General features: G+C 47.1%; 14 protein-coding genes. 3 read left to right on the top strand and 11 right to left on the bottom strand.

The genetic code is table 11. The annotated features are described in order from the left end of the window. Positions 1–65: 65 nt before the first annotated feature. From KO518_RS03055 to rpe, 8 genes are all read right to left on the bottom strand, one after another. The gene (locus KO518_RS03055; RefSeq protein ID WP_216024316.1) at positions 66–872 is read right to left on the bottom strand and encodes a DUF1338 domain-containing protein; all 807 of its coding nucleotides are present in this window, start codon (positions 870–872) and stop codon (positions 66–68) included. Positions 873–890: 18 nt separating this feature from the next. Then, positions 891–2,360: a succinylglutamate-semialdehyde dehydrogenase gene (astD, locus tag KO518_RS03060; RefSeq protein WP_216024317.1), complete on the bottom strand. Its 1,470-nt coding sequence runs from the start codon at positions 2,358–2,360 to the stop codon at positions 891–893. A 15-nt stretch (positions 2,361–2,375) separates the two neighbouring features. Next, entirely contained in the window at positions 2,376–3,413 is a 1,038-nt protein-coding gene (gene astA, locus KO518_RS03065) for an arginine N-succinyltransferase (RefSeq protein ID WP_216024318.1), read from the bottom strand. A 25-nt stretch (positions 3,414–3,438) separates the two neighbouring features. Continuing rightward, entirely contained in the window at positions 3,439–4,644 is a 1,206-nt protein-coding gene (locus KO518_RS03070) for an aspartate aminotransferase family protein (RefSeq protein WP_216024319.1), read from the bottom strand. Positions 4,645–4,944: 300 nt separating this feature from the next. Continuing rightward, positions 4,945–6,168, bottom strand: a complete 1,224-nt coding sequence (locus KO518_RS03075) for an HDOD domain-containing protein (protein WP_216024320.1) — start codon at positions 6,166–6,168, stop codon at positions 4,945–4,947. A 115-nt stretch (positions 6,169–6,283) separates the two neighbouring features. After that, positions 6,284–6,877 carry an aminodeoxychorismate/anthranilate synthase component II gene (locus KO518_RS03080; protein ID WP_216024321.1) on the bottom strand — a complete coding sequence of 198 codons (594 nt, stop codon included), beginning with the start codon at positions 6,875–6,877 and terminating at the stop codon, positions 6,284–6,286. 24 nt (positions 6,878–6,901) lie between these two features. After that, positions 6,902–7,912 (bottom strand): tryptophan--tRNA ligase, encoded by a 1,011-nt coding sequence (trpS, locus tag KO518_RS03085; protein ID WP_216024322.1) that lies wholly within the window; start codon positions 7,910–7,912, stop codon positions 6,902–6,904. 30 nt (positions 7,913–7,942) lie between these two features. Then, entirely contained in the window at positions 7,943–8,623 is a 681-nt protein-coding gene (gene rpe, locus KO518_RS03090; protein WP_216024323.1) for a ribulose-phosphate 3-epimerase, read from the bottom strand. 334 nt (positions 8,624–8,957) lie between these two features. Here rpe and KO518_RS03095 point away from each other — a divergent pair, with 334 nt between their 5' ends. The 3 genes from KO518_RS03095 to KO518_RS03105 all read left to right on the top strand — a co-directional run bounded on the left by KO518_RS03095 (position 8,958) and on the right by KO518_RS03105 (position 10,479). Beyond that, complete coding sequence (locus tag KO518_RS03095; RefSeq protein ID WP_216024324.1) at positions 8,958–9,701, top strand: TorF family putative porin; 744 nt, start codon at positions 8,958–8,960, stop codon at positions 9,699–9,701. 263 nt (positions 9,702–9,964) lie between these two features. Continuing rightward, positions 9,965–10,249: a hypothetical protein gene (locus tag KO518_RS03100; protein WP_216024325.1), complete on the top strand. Its 285-nt coding sequence runs from the start codon at positions 9,965–9,967 to the stop codon at positions 10,247–10,249. A 14-nt stretch (positions 10,250–10,263) separates the two neighbouring features. Then, positions 10,264–10,479, top strand: a complete 216-nt coding sequence (locus KO518_RS03105) for a DUF2970 domain-containing protein (RefSeq protein ID WP_216024326.1) — start codon at positions 10,264–10,266, stop codon at positions 10,477–10,479. A gap of 33 nt (positions 10,480–10,512) precedes the next feature. On the opposite strand, the gene KO518_RS03110 is transcribed toward KO518_RS03105, so the two are convergent. From KO518_RS03110 to KO518_RS03120, 3 genes are all read right to left on the bottom strand, one after another. Then, the gene (locus KO518_RS03110; protein ID WP_216024327.1) at positions 10,513–11,382 is read right to left on the bottom strand and encodes a Dam family site-specific DNA-(adenine-N6)-methyltransferase; all 870 of its coding nucleotides are present in this window, start codon (positions 11,380–11,382) and stop codon (positions 10,513–10,515) included. Between the two features lie 273 nt (positions 11,383–11,655). After that, positions 11,656–12,108, bottom strand: a complete 453-nt coding sequence (locus tag KO518_RS03115) for a YaiI/YqxD family protein (RefSeq protein ID WP_216024328.1) — start codon at positions 12,106–12,108, stop codon at positions 11,656–11,658. After that, the gene (locus tag KO518_RS03120; protein WP_216024329.1) at positions 12,108–13,889 is read right to left on the bottom strand and encodes an SPOR domain-containing protein; all 1,782 of its coding nucleotides are present in this window, start codon (positions 13,887–13,889) and stop codon (positions 12,108–12,110) included. Before KO518_RS03120 ends, KO518_RS03115 begins: the two co-directional genes overlap by 1 nt. Positions 13,890–13,931: the final 42 nt, after the last annotated feature.

Raw genomic sequence — 13,931 nt, forward strand, 5'->3', positions numbered from 1 at the left:
CGGTGATATAGGCGCATAAAAAAAGGGCTCAACGCCCTTTTTCAATAAGGTAGAATACTTTGAGATTATCTGGCGTTAGTGCTCTCGAAAATTTTATCTGCCGAGGCCGCCACAAATCCCTGATAGAGATTGCCATCGGGCATTTCGTAGCGCTGGGCAAATTCGTAAAAACACGAAGGAACAGTAACGGTTTCATCTGTCATTTCAACGCTGGCTTTATCGGCCATGGTTGAGGATTGGGCTAGGAATACATCCTCGCCACCTTTAATTTCTCCACCTGATGTATTGAGCACAAAGCCCGCATCTTTCAACAGTGTGTTGACATCCGCCAGAGATTGCGTTTGTTGTAGATAATTTACGCTTACTGTAAAGTGATTTGCTTGAAAGCCCCACGCTGCTAACCAAGCCGCATACTCAGATTCATTGAGTAGAGTTTCGTAGTCTGCTTTTGAAACCTTCCACTGTGGGCCTGAGTATAGAAAGTTCTCACTATTTACTGACGCTGGGTCCATTTGTTTAACCAGATCGCCGATAATTTCCTGTGCGCGTTTTGATAATTCACCAACTCGCAATTCACTGATAAACACTTTGGGTTTGGTTTTATCTGGGTGCTCAAAGTGCTTGGCGTCGAGTTTTTTGGCTTCAAAATCGTAATTGCCTTTGGCTTCGTAGCCGAGAGCCAGAAAGTGCGCGGCCAGTTTGTCTAAGGATGTTTTTTCCAGATTAAATGTTCTGAAGGCAACGTGGTCATTGACGATCTCGTTGCTTTTTTCTTCGCCGGCCAGCAATTGATGAATTTTATGGGCTGAGGGAGTAATCGCGACATATTTGTCCCACAGCCGGGCGAATAGTGTATCTACATCGGTATGCATGATATTGAAAATCCTTCTTTATAAGGTCAGACCAGGGTTAAGTGCGCCTGGCAATGTAACTTTGTTGAGCTCCACCGACGCAACCGGGTACGCGCAGTAGTCTGCCGCGTAGAAGGCACTGGCGCGGTGATTTCCACTCTCGCCCACGCCACCAAAAGGTGCCGCGCTACTGGCACCGGTGATGGGACGGTTCCAGTTGACAATTCCCGCGCGAATGCGTTGGTAGAAATAACGGTAATCTTCTTCACTGTCACCAAGGAAACCAGCTGAGAGGCCGTAACGGGTGTTGTTCGCTTCTTCAATCGCTGTATCAAAATCGCTGTAGCGAATGACTTTTAGCAGCGGGCCGAAATGCTCTTCATCGGGCAGTGACTCAAGCATACCCGTCACATCAATGATCCCCGGAGTTGCAAAGCCTTTACTGGTATCGGGTTGTGTTAGCTCGAGTAGTACTTTACCACCCAGTGCAATCAGTTCAGCCTGTGCCTTTACCATCATATTTGCCGCGTTGGCGGATATCATGGCTCCCATAAATGGTTGTTCTTCAGCGTCGTATTCACCCACTTTGATGTTTTTTGTTACCTCTATCAAACGCGTGAGGATTTTGTCTCCCTCTGCGCCGGCGGGAAGGAATAAACGACGTGAACACGTGCACCGCTGTCCCGATGTAACAAAAGCCGATTGTACAATGTCGTGAACAGCGGCGTCGGTGTCAGCAACATCTTTAACGATTAGCGGGTTGTTTCCGCCCATTTCGAGGGCCAGTATTTTGCCTGGATGACCTGCAAATTGTTCGTGTAATATTTTTCCGGTACGAGAGCTGCCGGTGAAAAATAGTCCATCAATGCCAGGGTGTGATGCCAGTGCTTTACCTGTGTCTACTTCGCCCTGAACAAGGTTGAGTACACCCGCTGGCAAACCGGCTTTTTCCCATAATTGAACCATGAATTCAGCAACCATTGGGGTAAGATCGCTGGGTTTAAACACTATCGTATTTCCTGCCATCAGAGCCGGAACAATATGACCGTTTGGCAAGTGCCCGGGAAAATTATAAGGCCCAAATACAGCCACTACGCCATGGGGTTTATGACGGATAAACGCTTGTCCAACGGGCATCGGGTTTTCGACCGTACCGGTACGCTCGTGATAGGCCTTTTCAGAAATGCCGATTTTACCTATCATTGCACCCACTTCAGTGGCCGTTTCCCACTCGGGTTTTCCGGTTTCTTTGGCGATAATTTTTGTCAGTGCCGGTTTGTTTTCAGTCAGTAATTCGCCGTAGGCTTTTATAATTGCAAGACGCGCGTCAAATGTTTGCGCTGCCCAGGCAGGTGCAGCCTGACGAGCGGCGTGAATGGCTTTATCTACCTGAGCTTCCGAAGCGGAAAGTCCTTCCCAAATGATTTGATTTTTCGCAGGGTCGGTCGATTGAATAGTGTGCCCTTGTCCGGCGACCCACTCACCATTAATAAAGTGTGTAGTTTGCATGAATTAATCCTGTGGTTAGTCGCGATAGTGAACAGGCGCAAAGCGCACCATGTCACCTTCTTTTACGTTCAGCGCAGTGGCCGCATGGTGGGAAATGGCGGCGATCTGTCTCTCTTCACTGACGGCTAAATCGGTGGCAACCGCTCTGAAGTCTTTCACTGAAGTATTGATAATGTAATTGGTTTGCCCATTCTGAGCGGCGCTTTGATCGTCGATAACAACAGGTAGTTTTCTGCTGAGTTGCGCCGTTCGAATGTGACTGAGGTTTGCCTCAACTGTCGGGCCGGCGTCAAAAATGTCAACATACCCTCTGAAACCGAATCCCTCTTCTTCAAGCAGTTGTAATGCAGGCCTGGTTTTATTGTGAACCTGACCAATTACAGCCTGGGCTTCTTTACTAAGCAGGTTTACGTAAATCGGGTATTTGGGCATGAGCTCTGCAATAAAGCGTTTATTGCCTATACCGGTGAGGTAATCAGCAGTTGGGAAGTCCAGCGAAAAGAAATGTTCTTCCAGCCAAGCCCAAAAGGGAGATTTTCCCTGCTCATCACTGACGCCACGCATTTCTGCGATAATGGTTTCAGAAAAGCGCTCTCGGTGTTCCATCATAAACAGAAAGCGTACTTTAGACAGAAAACGCCCGTTAATGCCGCCGCGAGCCTGCTCTCTGAGAAAGAGTGTGCATATTTCTGTCACACCCGTGTAGTCGTTGCAGACCGAAAGAATATCCACCGTATTGTGGATGTTTAATTCCCTTGAAGCATGTACCACCTTTCCCACGTGATAGTGATAAAACGCGTCATCGAGACCAACAGCTGCCTCTATGCCGGTTGTGCCAACTACTGTATTAGTGCTGGTGTCTTCCAACACAAAAAGGTAAGACTGGTTGCCCGGTGAGTTTACCGATGATGAGAAGGCCACTTCCGCACGGCTGATTTTTTTCTGAAGTAACGCTTCGTTCACCGGCAACGACGTAAAGCCGATGCCGGATTCAACGGCAATGGTATGCAGTGCCGCGTAATCGTTACTTGAGATTGGGCGAATAATATACATAAACGCTTACTCTGTTAAAGACCGGTTAGGCTGATACGACGTGAGCAACAGCGCGCTCAAATCTTGCCATCCCCTCGCGAATTTCCTGCTCGGAAATAATGAGCGATGGCGCAAAACGAACAACGTTTGCACCGGCAACCAGACACATGAGTTTTTCATTTGTCGATGCAACAAGGAAATCGCGGGCCCGGCCTTCATAGTCTTTATTAAGTGCTGCACCTAGTAGCAAGCCTTTGCCACGGATTTCATCGAAGACGTGATACTTGTCATTAATTTGGGTTAGTAAATCACGGAACAGGGCTTCTTTCTCGACTACGCCAGCGAGTACTTCCGGGGTATTAACAACATCAAATGCTGCTTCTGCTACAGCACAAGCCAATGGATTTCCGCCGTACGTGCTGCCGTGGGTACCTGGCTTGAGATGTGCGGCAATGTCGGCGGTAGTAAGCATCGCGCCGATAGGAAAGCCGCCACCAAGAGATTTGGCTGTCGTTAGAATGTCCGGGACCACATTCAGACCCATGTATGCATACAAGTGACCTGTGCGTCCAACACCTGATTGCACCTCGTCGAAAATCAGCAGGGCGTTGTGCTTATCGCAAAGGGCGCGAACACCTTCTACGAAAGCCGGATCAGGAGAAATAATACCACCTTCTCCTTGCAGTGGTTCCATCATCACGGCGCAGGTTTTATCGGAAATTAACTTTTCAAACGCCGCTAAGTCATTGTAATTACAATGTACAACTGCGCCGGGTTTCGGTCCAAAACCATCTGAATATGCAGCCTGGCCTCCAACAGTAACCGTAAAGAAAGTACGGCCGTGGAAGCCTTTGTTAAACGCAATGATCTCGTTTTTCTCTTCACCGAATTTTTCCAGTGCGAAGCGGCGGGCTAGTTTCAGCGCCGCTTCATTGGCCTCAGCACCTGAATTTGCAAAATATACCCGCTCTGCAAACGTGGCATTGGTAAGCTTGGTTGCCAGCCGAAGTGCCGGCTCGTTGGTAAACACATTACTGAGATGCCAGAGTTTACTACCTTGTTCGTTCAATGCAGCAACTAAAGCAGGGTGGCTGTGGCCCAGCACGTTTACCGCAATACCGCCCGCAAGATCAATGTATTCAGCACCGTCCTGATCCCATACGCGAGAGCCCTCACCACGAACCGGTATCATACTGGCAGGGTTGTAGTTTGGCACCATGACCTCATCGAAGGTTGCGCGAGTTACTTTCATTTTCGTTACCTCTGTTATCGGGTGATCCAGAAACCGGTGCACGGAAACCCTGGATACAAAAAACACTTCATAGCATATCAGTATGCCATTTATTTCGCCGCTTTGTAACCATGCATATGTAGCTGAAGGCCTTGTTTTTAGAGGGCTTTGGCTTAATTTGCAGTAAAAGTGAATAACTATTTAGATGCAACCCTGAAGCACATTCTAATTGTTAATAACGTGAGAGATTAGGGTTATAGGAGTTGGGTGAGGGAGGTGCGGATATTCACCAGTGTGAATGAATATCCACAAAAATTAATCTTATTTTGTGTTTTCAGTAAGCGGTAACTGGAAAATATCCAGCATTTTGAGGACATCACGCTCTGATCGGGTGAGTCCTGTGCGGCTCAGAGCCTCTGGTGTTTCCTCTTTGTTGATAAATTTACTGGCATGCAGCATGCGAATAGCGCAATAGGCCCTTGTCCCTGAGAGCAGCGTCGTAAGTGGGTGGGAAGGGGATGTTCGCGCCTGTATTTCGATAACTGGCAGTGTAAGCCTTAAGCGTTTGAACTGCATAGCGGTTAGTAACTGTTCGGTTAATCTGGTTGAGTATGCATCCTGTACAGCAATCAAATAGTTGGCAGATGGGTGTATCTGGCCCAGTGCGCTGTGTAATTCGATGTCCCGTTCCGCTTCTGCTTCTTGTAACATTTCTATGCGTTGCTGTTCGAAGAACTTGAAGTACAGTCGGATAATGGCGCAGCGTCCAAGTTGGGAAAACAAGCCAACAGCGAAGGCTTCATGAGGCAATTGACCATGGGTTTCTGCCAGCGCGCGCATACACAATCCCGTGCCCTGCGCATATTGAATTAAACGATGTTTGATTTCTGGAAATGGATCGGTAATTTTGGGCACCGCCCGTTTAAAAATCATCGACGGGATAAGCAACCTAAGGTTGTCAATGCCCAAAAAACTCAGTGCTGTTCTCAGGGTTTCTACAGGGATTATTTTTCCGCGGGCATCTTTTCGGCGAAATTTTGGTGTATTCACTACCGCCATAAGATCTTCATATAGCCAGGGCAATGCAGCAGCGAGTGGTTCAATTCGGGAAATAGACGTGGCTCTTACTGACAGTGTATCGAGCAAGGGAGCAACGCTTTCGTTCAGGTTCACAGCCTGGGTAAGAACAGAAAGTGTATCTTCAGATTGTCGTTGTATTTCACCGAACAGGCGTTGGTGAAGCAGGGCACTGACCTGCTCCAGGTAAGACGCCGCAGTTTCAGCTTCAATCTGCTTAGTTTTTATGGCGTTTTTTTCCACCTGAAGTAACAATCGCCGGGCATTATTTTGTTCTGATTCATAAAATGACACCTCTCCAGGACTACGCCGTCCCATCATCTTTGCTACCCTGTCGCTTGAGATCAACAAATTGTTGAACCGTTCATCAACAGATGGGAGTTGGGGAGTGGTTTCTTTTACCAACGTGTTGCTCCGGCTTTTAAGAGGTCGTTCCAGGCGCTTATCTGCAATTGAGTCTGACAACATGTCATCCCACCGTGTTTTGATAATATTACTTTGTTATCGGCAGATCTCTAAAAAATATTGATAAATTACTTACCGCTTACACATTACAGGTGCGAGTTTTTACCGGGAGAAGGGCTCAACAGAGTAATGCTTCTGAAAGTGTCAGAAACCGTTTTAAAACCCGATGGCCGTGTTCGGTAAGCAGAGATTCTGGATGAAACTGCACGCCCCACACGGGCAGGGTGACGTGTCTGAGCGCCATGATTTCACGTTCGCCATGAGAATTTTCACACCACGCATCGACACAAAGTGTCGCGGGAAGCGACTGTGCCTCTACAACCAAAGAGTGATAGCGGGTAACAGAAAAACCTTGAGGCAAGGCAGAAAACAAACCTCTATTAGTATGGTACAGAGGAGATGTTTTTCCGTGCCTAATTTCACTGGCTGTGATGACTCTACCCCCAAATACCTGGCCGATGGACTGGTGACCGAGACAAACACCGAGCATGGGAATGCGACCGGCAAAATGCTCAATGGCATCAAGGGTGATGCCTGCGTCGTCAGGTGTGCAAGGGCCTGGTGAAAACACCAGGCGTTTTGGAGACATTGCCTCGATATCCGCTAGGGTGAGTGCGTCGTTTCTCACCACATGGACTCGCTGACCCAGTTCTTCAAAATAACGGGCCAAATTGTGAGTAAAAGAATCGAAGTTATCAATTAATAACAACACAGCGTGTTACGTCAAGCCCCGCTATTAACGAGGGCGAGGTATAAAGCCGAGTGTATCGTGCACCTTGTCCAGTGTGACGGCGGCGCGCTCAGACGCTTTTTGCGCACCTTGTTTCATCACTTTGTCCAGGTAAGCACGGTCTTCACGTATTGCTTTAAATCGGGCTTGTACCGGCTCAAGAAGACTGACCACAGCATCGGCCACGTCGCCTTTGAGATGACCGTACATTTTGTCTTCATACTCCGGGACCAAGGCATCAATATTCCGTCCAGTAGACAGAGAAAGTAAGGTTAAAAGGTTAGATACGCCGGGTTTTTCCTCGGGATTGAAGTAAATGCGTGCCTGCTCGTCTGAATCGGTTACAGCGCGTTTAATTTTCTTAGCCAGTTTTTTGGGATCTTCCAGTAACCCAATAAAGTTATTCGCGTTGTCATCTGATTTAGACATTTTTTTCGATGGATCCTGAAGGCTCATGATGCGGGCACCAAATTCAGGAATATAAGGCTCAGGTACGGTAAACATGTCACCGTACAGGTTATTCATTCTGGTTGCCACATCGCGGGACAATTCGAGGTGTTGTTTTTGATCGTCACCCACAGGCACCTGATTTGCCTGATAGAGTAAGATGTCTGCAGCCATCAACGCAGGGTAGGTGAAAAGCCCTGCATTGATATTACTGACGTTTTTGGCCGACTTATCTTTAAACTGCGTCATTCTATTTAATTCACCCATTTGGGTATAGCAATTGAGGATCCAGGCCAATTGCGCGTGCTCGGGGACGTGAGACTGAACGAATAAAGTGCTGCGTTCAGGGTCAATGCCACAGGCAAGATAGAGCGCCAAACCATCAAGACAGGCTTCGCGAAGTGCAGTCGGTTCTTGTCTTACTGTAATGGCGTGAAGATCGACCAACATATAAAGGCAGTCATAATCATCTTGCATGGCAACCCATTGCTTGAGTGCACCCATATAATTACCTATGGTGAGTTGTCCTGATGGCTGACAGCCACTAAGTACGATCGGTTTCTTGCTCATTACATTTTACCTGTGTGAAAATCTTAAAATTTATGCTTGCTCGCGGGCTAAGCGCAATGCTTCCCGCATTGAATCTATCACCTGTTTGTAATCCGGCGCGTTGAAAATTGCCGAGCCGGCTACGAACATATCAGCCCCTGCTTGTGCAATGGCTCGAATGTTATCGACTTTTACCCCGCCGTCAATTTCAATTCTGATATTTCTGCCGCTTTCCTCTACCCGTTGTTTCACCGCTCTTACCTTATCTAGCGTTGAAGGAATAAATGACTGGCCGCCGAAACCAGGATTCACCGACATGATCAAAATGTGATGGAGTTTGTCCATGACGTGGTCGAGGTAGTGCAGTGGTGTGGCAGGATTGAACACCAGACCTGGCTGGCAATCATTGTCAATAATTAACTGCAAAGAGCGGTCTATATGCGCGGATGCCTCAGGGTGAAAACTGATATAACTTGCGCCGGCATCTGCAAATTGCTGAATGAGATCGTCAACGGGGGACACCATAAGGTGTACATCGATGGGCGCTGTTACGCCATGCTCCCTGAGTGCCTTACAAATCATAGGGCCAAAAGACAAATTAGGGACATAGTGATTATCCATGACATCGAAGTGCACCACGTCTGCGCCTGCCGCAAGTACATTATCAACGTCTTCACCCAAACGCGCGAAGTTCGCGGAAAGAATAGAAGGGGCGATTAAATAGTCGTTCATTATCATTACCTTTATCTATGGCGACAAGACGATGCGGATAATACCCCGTGCTAAGTCATTTGTCTTGCACCGGGATTGCACCAATTGTGTGATTGCGTACCAAGTTGGTGCGATCCATGTTGGTGCCTTCGCCAATAAACTGGCCTGAAAATTATTACTGATGAATAAAAATCTATTTTATTCAGTTAGTTATTCCTGATTTCTTAATGTTCAAAAAAAATGGTCATGTGGGCATCACTTTTGCGTTAAGTCAAAGAGATAGAAAAACCTAATAAAAACAATAAAAACACAAATCGCATAAAACCTAGATATATTAAAAATTATCGGAGAACACATGAAAACTCGTATCCAAAAAACTTTGCTGGCTGTTGCCGTTTCTTCAGCTACTCTGTTAGCTTCAGCGCCTTCTTTTGCAGAGCTCAGTGCCAATGTGAGTGTTACCAACAACTACATTTGGCGTGGTTTGACTCAAACAACTAATGACGCGGCGGTTCAAGGCGGTATCGACTACGCACACGAAAGTGGTTTTTACGCAGGTACGTGGGCGTCGAACGTGAACTATGGTGCCGATGACGTTTATTCTTATGAGCACGACCTTTATTTCGGTTTTTCTGGTGAGGCGGGTGATTTCACTTATGACGTAGGTTACTTGTACTATAACTACGATGACGAGGCTGATTTCGATTTCGGTGAAGTATACGGTAGCATTGGTTACGGTGGCTTTAGCGCGACTTTATCACTGCTGGCAAACACAGAGCACGACGAAACAATGGCTGTTGATGATGGTACCATCGAGCGTGATTACGGTTTCGGTTCGGCGTCTTATATTTCCTTAGATTACGCAATGCCAGTTGCGTCTGGCGCTGAGTTGGGTTTGCACGTAGGTTATCACCAAGGGGATTTTGCTGAAGATTTTAACGGCGTACCAGATGGTTATGCAGACTGGGCGATCTCTATTGCCAAAGACGGTTTCAGCTTTGCAGTAACGGGTACTGACCTGGACGACACTGGTGCGGACGCCTATGACAATGATTCTGTGAAGTTTGTTGTTGCTTACGGAATGGACTTCGAACTGTAACAGCGCAGCAAAGAGTATAATGTTGAAGGTCAAAGCCGGGGCATTTATTGCTTCGGCTTTTTTTATTGCAAAACAAAATGGCAGTACTGCTAGGTTATCGCTCGCTTGAAGGAGGGAATTTGTTTCTTTTTGTAACCTTAAGCGTTAACGCTTGTTCACGTGATTTAAAGCGTTATACTATGATTAATAAATAACCTTGGTAATAGCTTATGGGCAGCACAAGAAGTACGAATTCACGGGATTTTCTCTGCAAGAAAACCACAATGCTGTTTTTTTTCGTGGCGACTTTTTTGTTTCTGGGCCAGGAATTTGTGGGTACTCAGGCTATGGCTGTCTGTGAATATGAGCCTGCGAGCACGAGTGATTACAACCAAGCGTTACCCGCCGCTCAGATGATGAGTCATTGTAGCGCGGCAGTGGTGAGTGAAGTGAGTTGGCTTGAATGGTTTTCTGGCAAATCGCCGTCCTATCAGTTTCATTTTTTTGATTTACTCGAATTGCTGTACGGCAAACCGGATAGCGTCAGCTCAATATTTAAATACCGTTAGAAAAAGGCGTCGCCATGATTCGTCTCAGTGTTATAGAGCACAAGTCATCTCCAGGTTTATGGTCGATGATGCTTAGCGTGTTGGCCAGTGCCTTTGGCGTGCAAAGTCACAGTAATTATGAGCGAGATTTCAATCATGGAAAAGTGGCAAGTTATGTCGTCATGGGGGTGGTATTTGTTGCGTTGCTCGTTATAACCCTTGCTTTAATCGTCAAGCTTATTCTCGCCTGAGTCATACCCGTCAATACCTGCCGCAATCAAGCGCTATTTTGCTGTGCGCGTCTTTCTTCTTTTTGGCGGCGGTAGGTCTGGATTGGGCGGAAAGAACGCCAGTAATTCCTCAACCGGCTGGCGTTTTGCCCCGTTTCTGCTAATTGAACGCTTCACCGTTAACGCCGACATTTCCGCTATCTCATATAGCGAACGAGTAAGCGCAAGGTCGTGATTAGAAATCAAAACCGGGATCCCTCTCACCGCTGACGCGCGAATGGCCAAAGAGGCCAGCTTGTGTTGTGCGTCTATACCAAAATGCTTTGCTGCATAGCTCGTAAATGCAGCAGTTTGGCTGATGGGCGCGTAGGGCGGGTCACAGTAAATTACGTTGCCTCTTCTGGCTCTACTGAAAACTTTTTCAAAGGGCAAACACGTAAATACGGCCTTTTGGGATTTTTCCGCAAACACCAGCATTTCTTCGTGGGGGAAATAAGGTTGTTTATACCGGCCAAAAGGCACGTTAAATCGTCCGGTCAAACTATAGCGGCACAGCCCATTGTATCCATGGCGGTTTAAATAGAGAAATAAGATCGCACGGTAATATTCATCCGTGGTTTGGTTAAACTCTTCTCTCAATGCGTAGTATGTAGCCTCGTCATTGTGTGTAGGAGTGAAAAAACGAGAGGCATCGTGGATAACCGCATCGGGCTGGGCTTTAAGAAAGTTGTACAAATTGATGAGATCAGGGTTGATATCATTCAGCAAATAACGTTTAAAGTCGGTATTCAAGAAAACAGAGCCGGCGCCTACGAAGGGCTCAATGAGCCTGTTACCCTGTGGGAGCTTGGCATTGATATTTTCTACCAGACTATACTTGCCTCCGGCCCACTTCAAAAATGCCCGGTTTTTTTTCTGCTTCATGCTCTTTGAATAATACCTGCGCGCACCACGTCATTAACGTGAAAAGGATGTTATTAGTAGATTTTCCCAGGCCCGTTGGAATTCAACCGACGAACAGAACCAATACAGTGTTATGTCCTACTCGGAAAATCGCAGGGGCTTTATACAATGCCGAGATAAAATCCTATGAGGGACAACACTGACAATTGTATCTGTCATCGTTGGTAGCCACAACCTGCAATCGCTCGCGCGATGTGCATTGTGACAAAAATTGCACAATTCCCGTTCGGGTTCTTAGTCGCGATGCGCCAAAAAGCGGTCCAATGCATTGGCAAAGGATTGCTTCTCTTTTGGGGATAATGGCGGAGGGCCTGATGTTTGCACACCACTTGCGCGCATCGTATCCATAAAATCACGAATGTTTAGTCGCGACCGAATATTTTCCTTCGTCAATTGCTCTCCGCGAGAGGTAAGTACCCCAGCTCCCTTGGTAATGACTTCATCGGCTAGGGGAATGTCAGAGGTGATCACCAAATCGCCCTTATTCACGCGTCTTACAATTTCGTTGTCGGCGATATCGAACCCTTTTTCTACCTGCAAACGTTTGAGCCAAGGAGAAGGTGGAACGCGAATGCTGTGGTTGGCTACAAACGTCACCATAACCTTTGCTCTGTGACCAGCTTTGAATAATATCTCCTTGATCACCACCGGGCATGCATCAGCGTCAACCCAAATTTGTGTTGGCATCAGTTCGCGCCAATCTTCAGTTCATCAAGGATGTTCTGCCCTCGTTTTATAAACGCATTTTCCCGGCCCTGAAACGGAGGTAAGTTAGTCACCTCTGCACTGGCGGCAGAAAAACTATCGAACTGCTGACGAAAAATAAGCACATACCAGTCTCCGCCATAACGCTGTGTGCGGTAAACCCAAATGTAGGGTTTCAGATTGTTATCACTAATAAACTCAAGCATCAGTGCTTCGTCTTTTAAACCGGCTAACTGGATTACATAGTCTTTGGCGTCGATGATTTCCGACAACTCCTGGTTGTCGTAATCTTTTGAGCCAAAAGATGCTTGTGAAGTTCCGGTTGGTAGTGTTAAAGGGGCGTCTTCGACAATGCGGGTACTTGTTGGTTCCTCTGCATTATCCACTGAATCTGTCGGGGCGATGGTGGTAGTCGGGGCTGTTGTTTGAGCGATTTGTGCTTCAGCGCTGTTGTTCTCCAACAGAGGCGATTCGCCTGTCTGCCCATCTGACTGCAATTCATCTACCGATGGGGAGAGAACGCTACTGTCTTGGTTACCCTCAGGCTTTTTAGAAGATGTTGCGACGGGAGCTTTGCTCACTGTCATATCAGAAAAACCGGAGGCAGAGAGGGGCTCTCTTGATAGATTGTAAGCATCATTGGAAGAGACAGAGTCGACTACGCTGTCTGCAAATGCGGAACGGTTAGCAGGGTCACTGTCATCTGTTGCAACACTGCTGTTGGCTTCTTCTTCAGAAAGTTCAGGAGATGTCGCTATGTCGTCACCGGCAACTACTGTGTCGCTGGCAACGGGCTCTGATGTGACATCTTCAATAAAGGCCAGCAAGTCTTCGTTTTCCTCTGTCGCCAGTTGCCCTTGTGCGGCTGCTTCGGCATCTTTCGGAGCATTATCAATTGCGGCTACAGCATCGTCCCAACTTGTAACCACCTTGTTGTCAGTGCCTGTGGTTGCCACATCCTGTTCGGTATCACCAGATTGCAATTCATTGAAAGCGGAGCCAGGTTGAACCGATGTTTCAACGGGAGCAGGTTGCTCGATGGGAGTGAACAGGGCATTGATGTCATCGCTATACTGCCAGTACACTAAACCGCCAAAGACGCAAACGAAAAGTATGACGACCAGAGATATAAAAAGTGGGGAGCTTAATTTACTGGCACTTTTAGTTTCTATGTGACCCTTGTATCCATCGCGATTTGCTAAATGTTCGTGGAAAGCTTTACGTCGGTTCTCAATCATAATATCTAACTCTGAGCCAGGTTGTTGAGCCGCCACTGATTGACTGCTTATTAGCAGAGGCGTTTCGGTATTCTTTGCAGGCAGCCATTTTTTTGCCTTCTCAGCCCACTGTGTTTCGCCAAACAATAATACATTGAGATGTTGCTTGTTCCCAGCGAACCGGCTTTGAAGTACAAGATCCCACAATTCCTGCAACAGGGCGTCAGGTACGTGTTCCGCTTGCGTTATTGTAATCAGAATGGGGCCCACATGTTCGTTTAAGCCTGCCAGTAATTCATTTAGCGGGCGAACATAGCTACCAACAAGGGTACCCAAAAGCTGTTTACAAAGCTCACGTCGATAGTCAGACAAGTCCATATCTGGTTTTGCTGACAAATACGCTATTTCCGTTTCGTCATGCTGCTGGAATACAAATGACTCCAGGGTTTTCTTTTGTTGTGCAACGGAATCCCCGCTGACAAAAATCAGTTGTGAAGAATAATTGACCAGGTATTCCAGTCTTTCATGCAATTCAGATTGCACCATTACACCCTCTGTTGCTCACTGCCTGTTAGACGATTGCAGTGA

This window comes from Aestuariibacter sp. A3R04 (assembly GCF_018860805.1).
In the GTDB taxonomy this organism is placed as follows: Bacteria; Pseudomonadota; Gammaproteobacteria; order Enterobacterales; family Alteromonadaceae; genus Alteromonas.